We start from the raw sequence: 19,390 nt of genomic DNA on the forward strand, positions 1-19,390 counted from the left end.
GAAAACTGTCTTTTTAGTGTCATGTCTTCAATGTATGCGACCCGTATTCGCGGTGTGTGCCCTTCCCAATATAGCATGCGCCACTGTCAGTAGGTCTTACGGGGTATATCTATGACCAATTGGAAAAATCTCATCGGTGGTGTGGCTGTTGCCGCCATCTCTTCAGGTATCGTGCTTCAAGCAGAAGCTCAGGTAACTTCGTCTGCATTGCGCGGTCAGCTAACTTCTCCTGAAGGGCAAGTTGTTTCAGGTGCATCTGTTGTTGTTGTTGATACACGTACAGGTTCTGCAACTAACTTGACTACAAACGAACAGGGTGCCTTTTCAGCACGTGGTCTGAATGTTGGTGGACCTTACTCCATTACTGCTCAAGCAGATGGTTTCCAATCTCTTCAATTGAACGATGTATTCATTGCTCTTGGTGAGACTGCAAACTTGAACCTTCAGTTTGCAGCGACAGATGCAGCTCGTACAATGGATACAATTGTACTGACAGCTTCTGCGGCAAACGTGATCCAAACAGCAATTGGTCCTAACTCTACATTCGACCTTGCAACACTTCAAAATTCTCCATCTGTAAACCGTGACCTTCGCGACATTATCCGCCAAGACCCGCGCGTATACATTGATGAGAGCTTTGGTGATGGTGTTCAATGTGCGGGTGCTCACCCACGCTTTAACTCATTGACAGTTGATGGTGTGAGCTTGAACGATGGTTTCGGTTTGAACTCAAACGGTTACCCTGGTCAGCAAATGCCTTTCCCATTTGATGCTATCTCAAACGTTTCAGTTGAGCTTGCACCATTTGATGTTCAGTATAACGGTTTCACAGCTTGTAACATCAACGCTGTAACGAAATCAGGAACAAACGAATTCCACGGTTCTGCATTCTTCGACTACACAGATGATAGCCTTAAAGGTGACAAATCTGAAGGCGACACAATCAATTCAGACCCATTTGAAACAAAACGTCACGGTTTCTCTCTAGGTGGTCCAATCATTAAAGACCGTTTGTTCTTCTTCGGTGCTTATGAAAAATTCGAAGGCCCAGGTGCAACAATCGACCGCGGTGTTGAAGGTTCTGGTGCTGGTACAGAAATCGCTGGTTTCACTCAAGCAGATTATGACCGTATCCGTGATGCTGCCATCAATTTGTACGACTATGATCCAGGTGGTGTTCCTGCGACTGAAGCGACATTCAATGAAAAATATTTGATGCGCGTTGATGCAAACATTACTGATAACCACCGTGCGTCTTTCACATACAACTATGATGAAGGTTTGAGCCTTTCTGAATCAGATGGTGACAACAATGAGTTTGAATACTCAAAACACCTTTACCAACGTGGTGCTGAGACAAAAACATACTCTGGTCAGTTGTTCTCTAACTGGACAGATAATTTCTCGACAGAATTGCGCGTTTCTAAAAACGAAGTTGAATTCACTCAAGCGTCACTTGATGGTGCTCGTTTTGGTGAAGTTCAAATCAGTCACAACGGTAACACAATTTACCTAGGTTCTGATGACTCACGTCACGCAAACGCACTTAACTACGCGACATGGACTTACAAAGGTCTTGCAAACTACCAATTGAACAACCACTCATTGACAGCTGGTGTTGAGCGCATTGAAACAGATGTTTTCAACTTGTTCGTACAAGAAGCTGAAGGTGAGTACCGCTTCTCTTCAATTGACGATTTTGTCGCTGGTACACCTAGCCGTATTACATACGAAAACGCCACTGGTACAAACAACGCCAATGATGGTGGTGCGGAATTTGGTTACGCAGTAAACACATTCTACTTACAGGATGAGTGGGAAATTCAGCCAGGCATGAACCTGACTGCTGGTCTTCGTTATGACTATTACACAAGCGATGATGAGCCTAACTACAACCAAAACTTTGTTGACAAATACGGTTTCGCTAACACTTCAAATATGGATGGCAAAGATCTTCTTATGCCACGTCTTGGCTTCAACTATGACGCCGGTGACATCCAAGTTCGTGCTGGTGCCGGACTTTATTCTGGTGGTAACCCGAATGTTTGGATTTCGAACAACTACTCCAACAATGGTGTAACATTGTACGAAGCTCAAGATCGTTCTGGTGCTCCACTTTCAAGCCTGACATTCGTAAATGACGAAGACGGCCTTGGACGTCCATTCTACGGTATCCCTGAGGGTCTCTTCAACGAAGTTGCAGCAGCATCAACAAATGGTCCTGTTAACGCGCTGGACCCAGACTTTGAAATTCCTTCTGAGTGGAAATTTGCAGCTGGTTTCACATATAACTTCGACCTTCCAGGTTTCTGGGGTCAAGATTACTCATTGATGGCTGACTGGTTGTTGTCAGCAACTAAAGATGCATCAACTGTTCAACTGATTTCAGCTGAGCAAGAAGGTAACGCTCCAGATGGTCGCCCAATTTATGGTGGATCTGCTGGTTTTGGTGGTGATTATCTGCTGACTAACAATGATGGTGGAAAATCAAACACACTTTCTGGTGCATTGTCTAAAGCATACGAAGATTTCGGAATTAAATGGACATTGGCTTACGCATTTACAGATGCTGAAGATTCAAACCCAATGACTTCATCAGTTGCGAACTCTAACTTCTTTAACGTTGCTCGTACTGATGCGAACAACCTTGGCGTTGCAACATCAAACTATGAAATTCCTCACCGCTTCACTTTGAACCTTTCATGGGAAAAAGCGTTCTTTGGCGAGTATTTCACACGTGCAAACTTGTTTGGGTCAGCTTACCAAGCGCGTCCATTCTCTTACACATTCAACAGCTCATCAGACGATATGTTCGGTGATGACTCTGTTGCAAACCACTTGCTTTACGTACCAACTGGTGCGGGTGACCCATTGGTTCGCTTCGCAGACGGTTTCGACCAAGAAGCTTTCTTCGCCTATGTTGATGGCGCTGGACTTGGACGTGGCGGAATCGCTGGACGTAACGCTCAAGACGGTCAGTGGGTAAACAAATTTGATCTTCGCATCGAACAGGAATTCCCTGGTGCATTGCGCGGACACAAATCAAAAGCTTACTTCACTATCGAAAACATCGGAAACTTGCTTAACGATGAGTGGGGTGCAGTTTACCAAGCTGGCTTCCCACAAACAGTTGGTATTGTAGATGCGTCAATTGATGAAGCAACTAACCAGTATGTTTACAACGAGTTCTTTGCTGCAACAGCTGAACGTCGTGAAACAGCCGTTTCACTTTGGGAACTACGTCTTGGTGTGAAATACGAATTCTAAGCAACGCTTAGACATTCAATCGAATGTATAAATAGAAGAGGGCGGTTCCGGTTGGAGCCGCCCTTTTTATGTTTGCGGAATTTGAATACTTATTGACCCTGTGATGAAGAAGCTCGATATATCGCCTTCCATTTTGACTTTATGCACTAAATTAGCTGAAAGAATTTCGATCCCATGAGTGTGATAGACAATAAAGCAGTCGTACCGCCCGCTGAATGGGAAGAGCACGCAGCCGTGTGGACAGCGTGGCCTACGGGCGATGATTTATGGGCACCGGAAGCAAAATTTGCACGTCTTGAGGTCGAAGGTTTGATCCGTAGTTTGAGTGAAGATTGCAACGACCGCAAAGGCGATAAGGTCAAACTCCTCGTCAAGAATGAAGAAGCGCGCGAAAGCGCACATGCAGCTTTGGGTGATCTCGCTGAGATTATCTTGCAGCCTTATGGCGATATTTGGTTGCGTGATACGGGACCTATATTTCTGTCTCATGACCTGGCCGCATCTTTTCGGGTGAATGGGTGGGGCGGAAAATATATCTATGAGCATGACGATAAAGTATCGCGTGCGGTGGCGTGGATAGCAGATGCGCGTAGTGAGCAATATGAGTTTGTCCTAGAGGGTGGTGCCATTGACGGAGACGGAAAAGGAACTTTCCTGACCACGCGTGAATGTCTGTTAAATGCAAACAGAAACCCAGAATGGAAAACACAAGCCGATGCCGAGGAAGCTTTAGAAAAAGCGTTAGGTGCGCGCAAAGTTATCTGGCTGGAAGGTGGATTGTTGAACGATCACACAGACGGGCATGTGGATAATGTCGCCCGATTTGTTGGGCCGGCTCATGTTGTTTGCATGGCTCCAACAGGTGATGATGATCCAAATGCAGATGTGCTCAACGCCATATATGATGTCTTGTCGCATGAGACTGACGCCGATGGGAATAAATTAAAGGTGACGCGTATTCCATCTCCGGGTTTATATCGAGATGCTGAAGGGGCGATTTCGCCTGCAAGCCATATGAATTTTCTAATAGGCAACGCCTCCGTGATTATGCCCATTTATGGTGAAAAAAGTGAAGCTGCGGCAGAAGAAGCCATTTCAATTTTGCAGGATATTTTTAAAGATCGCCAGCTTATCGGCTTGCCATCTAACTATATTCTCACTGGCGGTGGTTCTTTCCATTGCATCACACAACAGCAACCCGCATGATGAATGTGTAGAATTGCGATTAACTTCAGGTGTAATTGATGTCTCGAAAATTAAGTGTCGGTGTCATTCAAAGTGCGTTTAGCGACGATATGCACGCCAATATTGAAACTATCATAAGCAAAATACGTGACGCAGCGAAGCTTGGCGCTGATGTTGTGCTTCCGCCAGAGCTGTTTCAGGGGCATTATTTTTGTAAGACGCAGGAAGAAAAAGAATTTTTGCGTGCTTACCCGTGGCGAGAACACCCTTGTGTTGTGGCGCTGGCACCCATAGCTAAAGAACTCAATGTCGTAATTCCTGTTTCCATTTATGAAAAATCGGGTCCGCATTATTTTAATTCAATGGTGATGATCGATTCCACAGGCGAATTAATGGGTGTTTATCGCAAAACTCACATTCCAGATGGACCTGGATATCAGGAGAAATTCTATTTCAGGCCCGGTGATACGGGGTTCAAAGTTTGGAATACCCAAAAGGGGCGTATTGGCGTCGGAATATGCTGGGATCAATGGTATCCAGAATGTGCGCGTGCCATGGCGTTGGCGGGAGCTGACCTGTTATTATATCCTACGGCAATCGGGTCAGAACCGCAGGAGCCAGATATGGATACAGCAGCGCGTTGGCGACGTGTCATGCAAGGGCATGCCGTGGCGAATGTAGTTCCTGTTGCTGCAGCCAATCGCGTTGGCACGGAAGATGGGCAAGCTTTTTATGGAACGAGTTTCATATGTGATGCGGTAGGCGAGGTTGTTGAAGATCTTGACCGTATTGAAGAAGGGGTGCGTGTCGCTAGTTTTGATCTGGATTATAATGACCAGATGCGAGCAGCATGGGGATTTTTCAGAGACAGAAGACCTGAATTATATGCGAGCCTCGTGTCAGGTGCAGATGATGATGGGCGCTATTAAGTGATGAATAGGGTCCTTGTTTTTGATAGCGGTGTTGGTGGGTTATCCATTGTCAATTCCATCAGAGAACAGATCCCAGACACGATTGTTGATTATGCTGCTGACGCCGGTTTTTTTCCTTATGGTCTGAAATCGGATGAAGAGCTGCAAGCTAGATTGCCAAAGCTATGCAAAGCACTGATAGAAAAAGCTAAGCCCGATATATTTGTCATGGCGTGCAACACCGCAAGTACTTTATCATTGGCAAGTGTTCGCGAAATTGTTGATATTCCAGTCGTGGGAACGGTTCCGGCTATAAAACCGGCCGCTGAAATCACGCAAACGGGAACGATAGGGGTGTTAGCCACACCGGGAACGATACGCAGACAATATCTGGATGACTTGGAGCGCCAATTTGCTGCTCACATCAAGGTTGTGCGCCATGGCACCGCTGGTTTGGTTGAATTGGCCGAAAGACATGTACGCGGAGAAATTCTTTCTCAAGATATGTTCGACAATGCAATTTCGCCTTTGTTTTCAGGTGCTGAGGGCCAGAATATTGATGTGGTTGTTTTGGCTTGTACACATTTTCCTTTAATTCGGGATCAAATACAAAAAGCTTGTCCTGCATATGTTACAAAATTGATAGATTCTGGGGATGCGATAGGGCGTCAGGTTGGTAGACTCCTAGTAAGGGAAAAGTCATCTAAAAAATCCCCAGATGCATGTGTTTTACTTACTGGTGGTAGAGCAAATAGGGACGCATACTTCCCAGTACTTGAAAAATTTGGCTATACCAGAGTTGAAACTGTGGATTTGTAATAAAAGCAGTGATCGCCTTGATTTTATTTTGTTTATGTTTAGTTAATCAATGTTGTGGGGCTCAATAAGGGGCCGTGATTACTATTTGTGACGTCTTGCTGAATTCTAGTTTTGATATCGGGTTAAGTGACAGAATGTTGCAGTCAAAGTTTGCCAAGCAGTTGGGGCGTGGCGCTTTATTCAAATAATAAGGACTCTTTTTATGAAACCTCTTTTAAAGATAAACACTCTGAAGTCTGCGTTGTTTGCGTCCGTTGCCGGATTGGCATTGACGATATCTCCAGCGATGGCGCAAGAAGCTGAAGTAGAAGCTGCTGTTGAAGAACAAAGCGCTGAAATAGCTGTAGACACATTTACAATTACACCAAAATTTATTCCAGTTTTCGCTCAACCAGAAATGTCCGTTTCATTTGATGAAATGCTTGGTGTTGGTGCTGAAATTACCGTGTATGAAAGAAATGATGATTGGGCGCGTATATCCAAGGATGGTGACGCTGCTAAATGGCTGTATCTTCCTTTCGTATCTGCAGAGCCTGTCCTTGTTGGTCCAACATCTCTTACTGAAGAGGCGTCAGTTGTCGCCGCAGATGCAACGGCAGATATGGAAACAGAAGTTTCTGAGACTGTTGAAGAAGCGACAGAAGAGGTTGCTCCAGATGTAGAAGCTCAGATTACTGAAGCGGTAGAGGTTGAGTCTGAAGAGACAGAGCTTGTAGAAGCTGCTGATGTTACAGAGACGGTAGACGAAGAGACTGCGGAAGTAGAAGTTGAAGATGAAGTAGACGGCGTTGAAGATGATGTTGTTGAAACAGTTGAGACCGAAGTTGCGGACGTAGAAGACGAGGCAACTGATGACGAAGTTTTAGAAGAAGCCGAAGCTGTAAGCGACGAAGTTGTCTCTGAAGTCGTCGATGTGGTGGAAGAAGTTGAAATTGTTGAACCAAAAGCAATTACAGCAGAACCAGAAGATGAATTTTACGAAACTGATGACTTGAACGCCAGTATTCTTGAAAAACTTGATGAAGCAGATGCTGCACTTGCAGAAACAGAAGTTGATGAAGCACCAGCAGATGTTGAGGCCGACGTTTCTGAAGCTGTAGAAGCAGCGACAGAGGAAGCGACAGCAGATGTAGAAGCTGAGGTTTCTGAGGCAGTTGAAGCTGCAACCGAAGAAGCAACAGCAGATGTAGAAGCAGAGGTTTCTGAAGCAGTTGAAGCTGCGGCAGAAGACGCGACAGCAGATGTAGAAGCTGAAGTTTCAGAAGCAGTCGAAGCTGCGACAGAAGACGCGACAGCAGATGTTGAGGCGGAAGTTTCTGAGGCAGTTGAAGCTGCGGCAGAAGACGCAACAGCAGATGTTGAGGCTGAAGTTTCAGAAGCAGTTGAAGCAGCAACCGAAGACGCGACAGCTGATGTTGAGGCTGAAGTTTCTGAGGCAGTTGAAGCTGCAGCAGAAGAAGCGACAGCAGATGTTGAGGCGGAAGTTTCAGAAGCAGTTGAAGCAGCGGCAGAAGACGCGACAGCAGATGTAGAAGCTGAAGTTTCAGAAGCAGTTGAAGCTGCGACAGAAGACGCGACAGCAGATGTTGAGGCGGAAGTTTCTGAGGCAGTTGAAGCTGCGGCAGAAGACGCAACAGCAGATGTTGAGGCGGAAGTTTCTGAGGCAGTTGAAGCTGCGACAGAAGAAGCAACAGCAGATGTTGAGGCGGAAGTTTCGGAAGCTATTGAAGCTGCGGCAGAAGAAGCAACATCTGATGTAGAAGCTGAGGTTTCTGAGGCAGTCGAAGCAGCGACAGAAGAAGCGACAGTAGAAGCAACAGCAGATGTTGAAGCGGAAGTTACTGAAGCAGTTGAAGCAGCGGCAGAAGACGCGACAGCAGATGTTGAGGCTGAAGTTTCAGAAGCAGTTGAAGCTGCAACAGAAGAAGCGACAGCCAACGTTGAGGCCGACGTTTCTGAAGCTGTAGAAGCCGCAACTGAAGACGCGACAGCTGATGTTGAAGCAGAGGTTTCTGAGGCAGTTGAAGCAGCGACAGTAGAAGCAACAGCAGATGTTGAAGCGGAAGTTACTGAAGCAGTTGAAGACGCTGCAGAAGAAGAGGCAACTGAAGCTGAAGAAGAAAAGACTTCAATTATCCAGAAGATCAAAAAAGGTGTTACTGGCCTAGTTGATGGAAAATAATCCTACAACGTAAATTGTATGCAAAAGAAAGCCCGCCTCAATAATATGAGGCGGGCTTTTTTGTTATTTGGTTTTAAAGTTTAGTTGAACGCGCCTGTTTTTCCAATGAGATTGGTTGGCACGCCGTTTAAAGTCAGAATATTGTCGTCAACAGAAATGGCGACATTCTCTCCATCTTTTATCCGACCTTCCAAAATCATACGTGCAAGTGGGTCTTGTACTTCTTTCTGGATCGCGCGTTTTAGAGGACGCGCTCCATATACCGGATCATATCCTTTATCTGCGAGCCACTTCATAGCTGCTTGATCTATATCCATGGTGATGCGTCTGTCTTCTAGTAATTTGTCTAGTCGTTTTAATTGAACGCCGACAATTCGGTCGATCTCAGCGCGGCCAAGACGTTTGAAGAAGACAACTTCATCAATACGATTGAGGAATTCAGGACGGAAATGTCCCTGAATTGAAGTCATGACGCTGTGTCTTGCATCTTCTGATATTTCATCTTCAGAGGCATCAGCAGCCAAGGCTTGAGCGCCGAGGTTTGATGTCATGACAATCAATGTGTTGTTGAAGTTCACGGTACGACCTTGACCATCTGTCAGGCGGCCATCATCGAGGACTTGCAATAAAGTATTGAACACATCTGGATGTGCTTTCTCGATTTCGTCAAACAAGATGACCTGATAAGGGCGACGACGTACAGCTTCGGTTAAGGCGCCACCTTCTTCATATCCGACATATCCAGGAGGCGCACCAATCATACGTGAGACGGCGTGTTTCTCCATATATTCAGACATATCAAGACGTAAGACTGCGCTTTCATCATCGAACAAAAATTCGGCGAGTGCTTTTGTTAGCTCAGTTTTCCCTACACCTGTGGGGCCAACAAACATGAAGGAACCAATAGGGCGACTAGGGTCTTGTAAGCCAGCTCGGGCGCGTCTGACGGCGTTGGAAACTGCTTCCAGTGCTTCATCTTGCCCAACAACGCGTTGGGAGAGGTTATCCTCCATTGAGAGGAGTTTCTCGCGTTCGCCTTCCATCATTTTATCCACAGGGATACCGGTCCAGCGAGAGACAACAGAGGCTATCGCTTCTGCATCAACTACTTCTTTGACGAGGCTGCCAGATGTGTTATCTCCAGCTGTTTCAGCAGCTGATATTTGTTGTTCAAGCAAAGGAATGGCAGAGTATTTTAGCTCTCCTGCTTTTTCCCAATCTGAACGTCGCTCTGCATCTGCAAGTTCTGCGCGCGCTTTTTCGAGTTGTTCTTTTGCTTGTGTTGCACCGCCAAGACGTGACTTTTCAGCCTCCCATGCGGTTGTTATCTCATTTGACTGGGCCTGAAGTGTTTTGATCTCGGCATCAATATTGAGTAATCGATCTTTTGAGCCGTCATCTTTTTCTTTTTTAAGAGCTTCAGCTTCGATTTTTAATTGCATCAATCTGCGGTCGATTTCGTCCAATTCTTCAGGTTTGGACTCAACAGCCATACGTAAACGAGATGCGGCCTCATCCATAAGGTCTATCGCTTTATCAGGCATGAAACGGTCTGCAATATAGCGATTGGATAAAGTTGCTGCGGCGACAATCGCTGCGTCAGATATACGAATTCCATGGTGGACTTCATATTTTTCTTTCAATCCACGCAAGATAGAGATTGTGTCTTCTAAAGAAGGTTCTTCAACGAAAACGGGTTGGAAACGCCGCGCTAAAGCTGCGTCTTTTTCAACGTGTTTTTTGTATTCTTCTAGAGTTGTTGCACCAATACAGTGCAGCTCGCCACGGGCGAGGGCGGGTTTTAGCAGGTTGGATGCATCCATTGCTCCATCAGATTTACCCGCACCAACAAGTGTGTGCATCTCATCAATAAACAGGATGATCTGGCCATGAGCAGATGTCACTTCTGTGAGAACAGCTTTCAGGCGTTCTTCAAACTCACCGCGATATTTCGCGCCTGCGATTAAGGCGCCCATATCTAGAGATAGGAGGCGTTTGTCACGCAAACTGTCAGGCACATCGCCATCAACAATCCTATTTGCAAGTCCTTCGGCGATGGCTGTTTTACCAACACCTGGCTCACCAATAAGGACGGGATTATTCTTGGTGCGGCGAGACAAAACTTGGATTGCGCGGCGAATTTCTTCGTCGCGGCCAATAACAGGGTCAAGTTTTCCTGCGCGCGCAGCGTCTGTTAGATCGGTAGCGTATTTAGATAATGCTTCATAGCTTTCTTCAGCATTGGCGCTATCTGCTTTGCGGCCCTGACGTAGATTTTCAACAGCTGTCTCAAGTGCCTTTGCTGTTACGCCCGCCGTTTTTAAAGCTGATGCAGCTTTGTCATTTCCCTTGGCGATTGCGACAAGTAGACGTTCGACGGTTACAAATGAATCACCCGCTTTTTGAGCATCAGTTTGGGATGTTGTCAGAACAGCAGCAGCGCCCTGATTTATTGATAATTGCCCTGCGCCTGAGCCAGTGACTTTAGGTATCGCATTTAAGGCTTGTTCGTTTAATTGCTGGGCTTGCTCAGGGTGTCCACCAGCCGCTCGAATTAAGTTTGCGCTAAGTTGATCGCTTTCCTCAAATAAAGCTTTGAGAATGTGTTCAGATGATAATTGCTGATGACCTGCAGCGACGGCAGATGTTTGCGCTGTGCCCAATAAAGTGCGTGCGCGATCTGTAAATTTGTCCATATCCATATTAATCCCCTTTCTAGGCGGATAAAGCGCACACGCATCAGCATTTACGCGTGATCGTGTACGAAAGTTGGGGAGCCCCGTTATCGGCGACTCCACAAATTTGATATGGGTAATCAAAAAAAATGCTCAAGAGATGCAAGAATAATTCTTGTACATTTCTTGAGCATTTATCTCTAGATTGTGAAAGCAGCAGGGGATTAGACAACCTTTTTAAGGAAGTCATCGACGCTATTGCGTAACCGGTCACTGGCGATAGCCACATTGCCTGATGCAGACACGATTTTAGCAGCGATTTGGGATGTCTTCTCAGCGGATTCAATGGCTATTTTAACCTCTTTGCCGACAGTATTCGTGCCTTCAGAGGCGGTACGTGTGCTGTGTGCGATTTCATTTGTAGCGCTGTTTTGTTCGTCGACATCCTGCGCCACAGATGTTGTCTGATTTGTGACTTCCGAAATGACATTAGAAATAGTTTCGATGATTTTTGATGTGTCTTCGGATGCTAATTGAATTGATTGCACTTGTTCAGCAATTTCAACAGTGGCTTTTGCTGTTTGATCTGCAAGTTGTTTCACTTCCGTGGCAACGACAGCAAATCCGCGTCCGGCTTCTCCTGCTCGGGCGGCTTCAATTGTCGCATTCAGCGCAAGCAGGTTGGTTTGCTCGGCTATATCACTAATAATGCTGATGACGTCGCCAATCTTACGAGCATTATCCGACAATGTCGCGACCGTTTCAGATGATGAGCGAACGGATTTATCCGCATCTGAGACCACGGCATTCGTTGCAGCAATCTTTTGAGCTATTGTTGAGATGGATGAAGCTAATTGTTCCGTTGCTGCTGCTGCACTATCGACATTATGTGCTGCTAGTTGCGAAGCATCGCTGAGATTTGTTGATGTTCCAATTGAGGCTTGTGCAGATGCTTCTAATTCGTTGGCGACCTGATCTAACTCCTGTGCGCGAGAGGTGAGGCCCGTCATCAGGTCACTTACATCGCTTCTAAATTCTGTCGCGAAAGCTTGAAGTTGAGAATAGCGGCGTTCGTTTTCCTTGGCACCTTCTTCAACAGTTTTTTGCAATTCGATAGCTTGCTGCGCCGATGCTTCTGAATTGGCCATTGAGGCGGCATTTGCTGCAAAAAGTTTGTGGACTTGTTGAGTCAACCAGATAAGGACTGCACACTGAGAAACCAGAATTACAGCGTGCAATGCAATACGGGCGATTGGAGCACCATCTGGGAATACCGCCGATGGGAAAATGAAGGATAATGTTAGGTGATGGAAAGCGACAACACCTGAAAAAGCCACCAATGCGCGCCAATTTAAAAAACCGACAACAACTGCGAGGCCTGCAAAGAAAGCCATGTGCATATCTATTTGAAATGCAACTCCCTCACCATTCCAGCTAAAATTATAGACAAGGACCGCAATTAATCCGGCAAGGGCTATTGATATTGTGGTTGAAGCACTTGATCCACCAGGTTGTTTTATGTTGGAGGCGGTGCCTGTACCAGCAAGCAAAATTGCGAGACCTAAAGCAGGTAAACTTGCAGCTCCCTGCTGCGTAAAACCTGAGATCGCGACCAGCGCGACAAGGATCCAAAGCAACGCAACGGCAAATTTGGAAAAATGCGCTCGCAAATCGTTGATGTTGAATGCAGCAATATCTAAATTGTTTTGGCTTTTCATAATTGGCTCTTTAATTCAGAAGTTTTGGGTGTACTGGAACAAAACTGGGCAAACTTGGCTTTGATAACAAATTGAGCTCCAGCTTTTTTTAAGCGATTTGAGGCGTCTCCTTTACGATTTGAAACAATGACGTGCTTCAAATCTTCATCGAAGGATATGACATCTATATCTAGAGCTTTTAAATTGTTCTCGATTTCATAGATCGAGTATTGGGTGTTGAAAGACGCAAATATTTGATCATTGGGTTGTGGACTTAAGCATAGAAAAGTCACGCCGAAAGTCGAAAAAGCTGAGATGGTTATTGTAAGGATATGCAATTTCGTTTTCTTCCCTGTCTAAATACTTACTCCTATCTTTTTGAGTACTCTAAATACAGAATTTGAAAGATGTTGAACTGTATTTCAAACTTCGTATCTATTTTTGATTTATTGCATGTGTAGGTAAAGTAGAACTTAACAAGCTAAAGAGAATAGATAATTTTCGAAGAGTTCATCACAAACAAGTTTAGAAATTGGAATGTATTAATTAGAACAATTCTAAAGACTAACCAATTTAACTTTGTTGTTAATATTTTGGACTTCGCTTTATTTGGTCTTGGTCTTGTTTTTTTTGTGTAAAAAATCAATGACATAACCCTAAACTAATCAGGGTTTATAAGCCGGCTTTAGAGATTTTGTGACCGCGTCTATTTTGCCACCAATTTCTGATGAGCACACGTGCTGGTTTCTCTACATAGTGGTAGACAGGGCCAGCTATTGCCACCGCAACCAGCATAAAGCCTAAAGAAGTGAGGGGGGTAGCTTCAAATTCATAGCCTACAATTCCCAGACCTTGCGATAGGATTGTGTAAACCGGTGCATGCAAGATAAAAATTACATAGGACCAATTGCCAAGCTCTTGCATACGCGGACCGGAAAGCCATGTCTTGATTTTCAGTTCATCAAGTCTAGCTAAACCAATCATCAGGAATGCAGCACCCAGCCCAACAAAAGGAACGCTGGCGACATCTAGAACATTTGTAAAAGCGGATGTGACAGCCATTGGCAGGTGTGTGTTTACATAGACTCCCGATTGGTAGAAGGCTGCTGTCACGACTATGCTGATACTGGCAAGGATTGTGACCAAAGACATGATTTGACCGGGCTTGAAAACATTGAACACTGACCGTGCCGCGACACCGCAAAACATAACTGATGCGCCGCGAAGCACAGCCCAGTCATTTGTCACGCGGTAAAGATCCAGATGCGCATAATTGCGTAGGAATAATTCAACGCACAAAACACTGGCTAGTGCGATAGCCAACAAGACATATGGACAGTTGCGTGTAAGTTTCGCGGCCAAAATGAAAAGTGGGAATGCGATATATCCGCCCATTTCTGCTGCTACTGCCCAAGCTGGAAAATTCCAAGAATTAGTTTCGGTTAAGCCGATGGCTTGAAGGAAGAATAGGCATTTGAAGAGGTCACTGATTGGATAATTTGTGTCACTTTGTTTTCCCAGCACAAATCCTGCGACCAGATATAAAAGTATCAGCCCCATAGCGATAAGATACATTGGATAGATGCGCGCAAAACGTGCGACCATGAAATCTAGGAAATTAAAAGGTTTGGTGCGCTGCGCCCAATAGACATGGCTAAGAACAAAGCCCGATAGAACAAAAAATACATCGACGCGGGATATGCCAAGACGCAATATTGGGAGCATCCCAAAACCATCTTCGTCGAACATGTGACCGACATGGAAATAGGCGATCCATATTGCAAGTACAAATCGTAGTCCATTTAAGGACAGGAATACCTGTTTAGGTTTATTTGCGGTGATATCTTGCATGAAACTGTCCCATAAACCGTCGCCAGTTCTTTGAAACTTAACTTACGCAAAATTCAAGCCATATTTACAATCTACCCGCAGGCATCAATATCACAAAACAGTGATGACTGGCGGGAAGAATTCTGATCTTTTAGAGCGTTTCGAACAGAAGGTCAGGGTAGCGTTTTATGTTGCCTTAAGATGCATCAGCCAATAAAATTGGAAGTTCATGGCTTGTGCGAATAGCATCAATTCTTGCTTTTTCGATTTTGAATTTCTCAAGCATTTCACCGCTGAGTGTACGTCCAGTTGGCAATTTGAGGCGCATCGCATCAACATGCTTACCATTGATTTGGACTTCATAGTGTAGGTGAGGGCCAGTTGAGCGGCCTGTGGTGCCGACATATCCAATAACCTGGCCTTGTTTGACGCGCACACCAGATTTGATGCCTTTGCCATAACCATTCATGTGCGCATAGGCGGTCTTGTAGCCATCCGCATGGCGGATGCGGACATAATTTCCATAGCTTCCATATCGAGATGCGCGTTCGACGACACCATTTCCTGCGGCGTATATCGGCGTGCCGCGCGGGGCAGCAAAGTCGGTGCCTTTGTGCACTTTGGTGTAGCCCAGAACAGGATGACGACGTTTTCCAAAGCTGGATGACAAGCGTGCGCCATTAATTGGCGTTTTCATCAGGAATTTACGTGCGGCTTTGCCGTTATCGTCATAATAGTCCGTTATACCATCATCTGATGTTGTATAGCGGTAGAAATTCCGGCTGACTTTTTTACCGTTCAGGGAGGCGTATAAAACATCACCCTTCTTGATTGTATTACCCAATTCATCGCGAAAAACTTCATAGGCAATTTCAAATGTATCGCCTTGGCGAATTTCACGTTGGAAATCGACATCATAAGCAAATATCTCGGCAAAATCGACGACCTGCTGGTCACCAGCACCTTGTTTGAGTGCCAGATCATAAATGCTTGTATCAATGACACCGCCGACTTTTTCAAAATCAGGGTGAAGTTTAACTTTCAATTCGCGTGATACCCAGTCGCCAGCTGAGCTTTTCGAGACGAGGACTTGTCTCTCTGCATCAGGTTTAAAGGAGAGGGCTGTTAGTTGAGCAGTGTCATTGTTTTGAAAATAAGCAGTGACGCCTTGTCCGGGACGCAGTCTGCGCATGTCAATATGATTAGCAGCCGCATACACTGCTCGGTTGGACTCTTTGCGATCAGCGCCAAGGCGATCAAGCACATCAATTAGGGTTTCGCGTTTTTTTAGCGCGCCGGGTTTGATGGAGAGCGGCGTTGCGGGAGTTACGTCTTCTGCACTGACAAGATTTGCAAGCTCGGCGAGGTAATTATTTTGAGATGTTTGTGTTGATATTGGATTTTTTGCATCAGCAGATGAGGTTTCATTCTCACATCCTGATAATGCGAGCGTACCTAAAGCGACTAGGGTGATTGTAGTTGATGCAACAGATTTTCTGATGGAATAAAGACTAATCATATCCAAATGGTTTCCAAACTCTACTCGTGTTCAAAACGACTTAAATCCTAGTACTTCAAATATTATGAAGTAAAACGGCAATATTTACATTTATGCGTAACCTATCGACAGAAAAACTGATTAGGCGATAAGATCATCACTCTTGCAAATAAAATAAGCAGGATATGAGCCAAACTATACTTAAAGTGTCGCAAGTGAAGAAGCTGATTAAAACACGACCAGATCATTTGCCAACGACGACAGCCATTTTGAAAAACAAAAGTGGCGTTTTCGGGGCTGTTTTGCTGTGTTTACTGCTGGTTTTGATTTGTCTGTATGCGAGCAAATCCTGGATCGCGAAATCACTCATAGAAAAATCATGTCTTAACCATGAAATCGTTTGTGTGGTTGATGTTGATTATATCGGTTCACAAGAAATTGGCATTCATTCCCTCACGGTTGAAAAATCTGGTTTTCAATCTTTGGAGGCTGAAAATATTCGTTTAGGCGTGAATTGGCCGATAAGAAATTTGGCCAATATTCAGAGCGTAGAAATTGGTGAAATACGCGCTCAATTAAGCAGCGGAAATGGACAAGATGTTGAAGGACTGCTGACGCAATTGAAAGAGATTGTGCAGTTTCAGGACAATTTGTTTTGGGCGGGGCAGGATGTGCAGATTGATCGTTTTGCCGTTGATATTCCATTTGATAACCGCATGTTTGGAATATCAGGAAGTGTTCTAAAGCAAGATGATCAGGCATATTCGGTCTCATTTCAAATACCAAACGAGCGTATTGAACACAAAAAGTACAGCGCTGATATGAGTTTAGCTCAAGGAGCGTTCCAAATTTACAAAGATTATATATCTGGTGATGTATCTATAGATTTGCAGAACGCTCAATTAGAAGAAAAATTTGCGGCTCAAGTGACGGGGCATTCTTATTATCGGTTAGATACTCAAACCCTGCAGTTGGAAACGCAGACAGATATTGCCTTTAAAAATTTTGCGACTGAAAAATTGGTTGCAGAAACTGTCATAGTAAGTGCCGCTATGCGCGCTTCATTGGATCAACCAAACCAAATTATAGAGCATTTGTACGCGGAAGGATTGGTGACTGCATCCAATACCACATTTGCAAATGCGCTATCTGCGAAGATTAAAGCGCAATTTGAAGATGTTTTTCCTTCAAGTGTCGAACCCGTTCTGACTGATATTTCTATCCCTTTTCAGTTATCTGGAACGAAAACAGCGGGGCTTGTTGTTGGTGGAAATGAAGCGATAAATTTTTCAGTGAATGACACGATTTCAGGTCGATTGGGGCAAGATAACCCCAGTCCTGAAAATTTCTGGTCTTTTGATATCGCAAGTCAGGTGCTGGATTTTGAAGAAGCTTATTCTGTGCGCGGCAAAGGCTATGCACTCAATGCAGGAAACATGAAACTAAATGCGGGTCCAGATGCGTTTCGTTTTGAAGGAGATGTGCATTTTAATCAGACTTCATCAGCACCGCAGTGGAGGTTTATCGATGCAGATATGCTGAACTTGAAGATTGCTTCCTTGGAAATCACCAGTGATTTTAAAAAGACTCAATTCTCATTGGATGACGCCGTGATTTTGTTTTCTGGACCGGCATTTAATGCGGACTGGCAAAATGTGCGTCTTGCAGGGAATTGGTCAGGGCAATGGAAAGATGGGCGTGTTTTCATTGATCCACATCAGTTTTTAAATGTAGAGGTGGGCGGTTTTCAAACGCATTCTGCCGAGGTCTCTGGCTTTTCGGCAGTCTATCACTCGGACAATATATCATTAACAAACAGGGTATTGTCAGGTTCTGGCAGTTTGTCAGGGTTGGAGACACAAGTGCAGCGTTTGGATCAAACTTATGATGTCGATATTGGCAAAACACGTTTGAACTGGACCTTTGATGAGATCATCCAACTGAATGCATTTGTTGAGGATATTGAAGCAGAGATAGGTGTGGGTCATGAAGTGATCACGCTTTCAGCACCGCAAACTAGCATTGAGCTTGTCGCTGATACACATTGGAAAATTGATGGGCAGGTGCCAAACGGGCAAATGCAGTTTCGCGATGTCGCTTTGAAAGGTATCGCGGCGGATTTTCTGTTTTCAGGAAGTGAGACAGGGCTGGAAGGCGAGATACGGCATGTCAGTGCAATTGCCATGGACCAATCAGAACAGAAACGGTTTGCCGATCTAAATATCGAAAGTGAATTTTTGCTTCGCGACGGTCAAATCACGGGCCAATTGTCGGCTTGGGACCAAATGCACCGCCATCATTTAGGGGCGGGGGAGGTGTCCTATGATATTGTGTTGGGTGAGGGCCAGGTTGATTTAACAACGGGAAATTTGCTGTTTGAAAGAAAAGGATTGCAGCCTCATCATGTCTTTCCACGCTTAAAGGGGATCGCTGCTAATGTTGCTGGAGGCATTACATTTGATGGACATATCAAATGGACACCAGATAATTTGAGCTCAAATGGCATAGTTGAATTGGTTGATATTGGTTTTGTCACACCCAAAGCAGGTTTATTTGAAGGCGTGTTTGGCCAGATCGAGTTTGACGATCTTTTAATGCAGCATTCTCTGCCAGATCAGAGGATCAAGATCCATAAATGGAATGCGGGCGCACCGCTGGAAAATGGTGTGGTAGAGTTTCAAGTTCAAAATTTTAATGAAGTGAATGTGCAAAAATCGACTTGGCCATTTGCAAAGGGATTTTTATTGTTGGAGCCAGTCGTCTGGAAAACAGAGGCCGAGGTCAACCAAGTCGTTATTCTGGCTGACAATATAGACCTTGCAGGAATTCTTGATGATGCGAGTCTGCTGGGTGTTCATGCGTATGGTACATTAAGTGGCCAAATAGCGGCCTCAGTTTCAACGGGACATATTAAAATCGATGAGGCGCAGTTTAAATCAAACTCCGCCGGTTTTATTCGGTATGACACACCGGCCATGCAAAAGCTTGCGTCGACGAATGAGAATGTTGCTTTGCTGGTGAATGCACTGAAAAATTTCAAATATGATGAAATGTTAGTGGATGTGAGTGGTGAGCTAACGGGTGAAATGTTGGTGAATGTTTTTATGGCTGGCAGAAATTTGGATTTTGTCGAGGGGCATGGATTTGAAATGGATGTTTCTATTCGCTCTGATTTAATGGCATTAATTGGTGCATCCTCTATCGCAGAGCATAGAATAAACGCGTATGTTCAAAATATCGCAGCTGGATTTAAGGAGAGGCGCATTGCTGCCACAACGGCGCCTAGTTTGCATCGCACATTCTTAGAACATTAAGCGGGAGGGGAT

General features: G+C 44.9%; 10 protein-coding genes. 6 read left to right on the top strand and 4 right to left on the bottom strand.

What is annotated here, in order from left to right; translation table 11 throughout:
* The first annotated feature begins 111 nt into the window (after window positions 1–111).
* The 5 genes from AC5EF3_RS10770 to AC5EF3_RS10790 all read left to right on the top strand — a co-directional run bounded on the left by AC5EF3_RS10770 (window position 112) and on the right by AC5EF3_RS10790 (window position 8,364).
* The gene (locus AC5EF3_RS10770; RefSeq protein ID WP_012777992.1) at window positions 112–3,267 is read left to right on the top strand and encodes a TonB-dependent receptor; all 3,156 of its coding nucleotides are present in this window, start codon (window positions 112–114) and stop codon (window positions 3,265–3,267) included.
* Between the two features lie 174 nt (window positions 3,268–3,441).
* Window positions 3,442–4,473 (top strand): agmatine deiminase family protein, encoded by a 1,032-nt coding sequence (locus AC5EF3_RS10775; RefSeq protein ID WP_493548059.1) that lies wholly within the window; start codon window positions 3,442–3,444, stop codon window positions 4,471–4,473.
* A 38-nt stretch (window positions 4,474–4,511) separates the two neighbouring features.
* Window positions 4,512–5,381 carry an N-carbamoylputrescine amidase gene (gene aguB / locus AC5EF3_RS10780; RefSeq protein WP_493548060.1) on the top strand — a complete coding sequence of 290 codons (870 nt, stop codon included), beginning with the start codon at window positions 4,512–4,514 and terminating at the stop codon, window positions 5,379–5,381.
* 3 nt (window positions 5,382–5,384) lie between these two features.
* A complete protein-coding gene (murI, locus tag AC5EF3_RS10785) occupies window positions 5,385–6,182 on the top strand; it encodes a glutamate racemase (protein WP_012777995.1) in 798 nt (265 codons plus the stop codon).
* Between the two features lie 202 nt (window positions 6,183–6,384).
* The gene (locus tag AC5EF3_RS10790; RefSeq protein WP_493548061.1) at window positions 6,385–8,364 is read left to right on the top strand and encodes a hypothetical protein; all 1,980 of its coding nucleotides are present in this window, start codon (window positions 6,385–6,387) and stop codon (window positions 8,362–8,364) included.
* A gap of 80 nt (window positions 8,365–8,444) precedes the next feature.
* Here the strand turns inward: AC5EF3_RS10790 and clpB are convergent, their stop codons facing one another.
* The 4 genes from clpB to AC5EF3_RS10810 all read right to left on the bottom strand — a co-directional run bounded on the left by clpB (window position 8,445) and on the right by AC5EF3_RS10810 (window position 16,085).
* Window positions 8,445–11,066: an ATP-dependent chaperone ClpB gene (gene clpB, locus AC5EF3_RS10795; RefSeq protein WP_493548062.1), complete on the bottom strand. Its 2,622-nt coding sequence runs from the start codon at window positions 11,064–11,066 to the stop codon at window positions 8,445–8,447.
* A gap of 197 nt (window positions 11,067–11,263) precedes the next feature.
* Complete coding sequence (locus AC5EF3_RS10800; RefSeq protein ID WP_012777998.1) at window positions 11,264–12,757, bottom strand: methyl-accepting chemotaxis protein; 1,494 nt, start codon at window positions 12,755–12,757, stop codon at window positions 11,264–11,266.
* A gap of 651 nt (window positions 12,758–13,408) precedes the next feature.
* Window positions 13,409–14,587: an acyltransferase family protein gene (locus AC5EF3_RS10805; RefSeq protein ID WP_012777999.1), complete on the bottom strand. Its 1,179-nt coding sequence runs from the start codon at window positions 14,585–14,587 to the stop codon at window positions 13,409–13,411.
* A 175-nt stretch (window positions 14,588–14,762) separates the two neighbouring features.
* Complete coding sequence (locus AC5EF3_RS10810) at window positions 14,763–16,085, bottom strand: M23 family metallopeptidase (protein WP_493548063.1); 1,323 nt, start codon at window positions 16,083–16,085, stop codon at window positions 14,763–14,765.
* A gap of 164 nt (window positions 16,086–16,249) precedes the next feature.
* Between AC5EF3_RS10810 and AC5EF3_RS10815 the strand changes: the two genes are divergently transcribed.
* Complete coding sequence (locus tag AC5EF3_RS10815; RefSeq protein ID WP_493548064.1) at window positions 16,250–19,378, top strand: intermembrane phospholipid transport protein YdbH family protein; 3,129 nt, start codon at window positions 16,250–16,252, stop codon at window positions 19,376–19,378.
* The last annotated feature ends 12 nt before the right edge of the window (window positions 19,379–19,390 follow it).

It is taken from the genome of Hirschia sp., assembly GCF_058892565.1.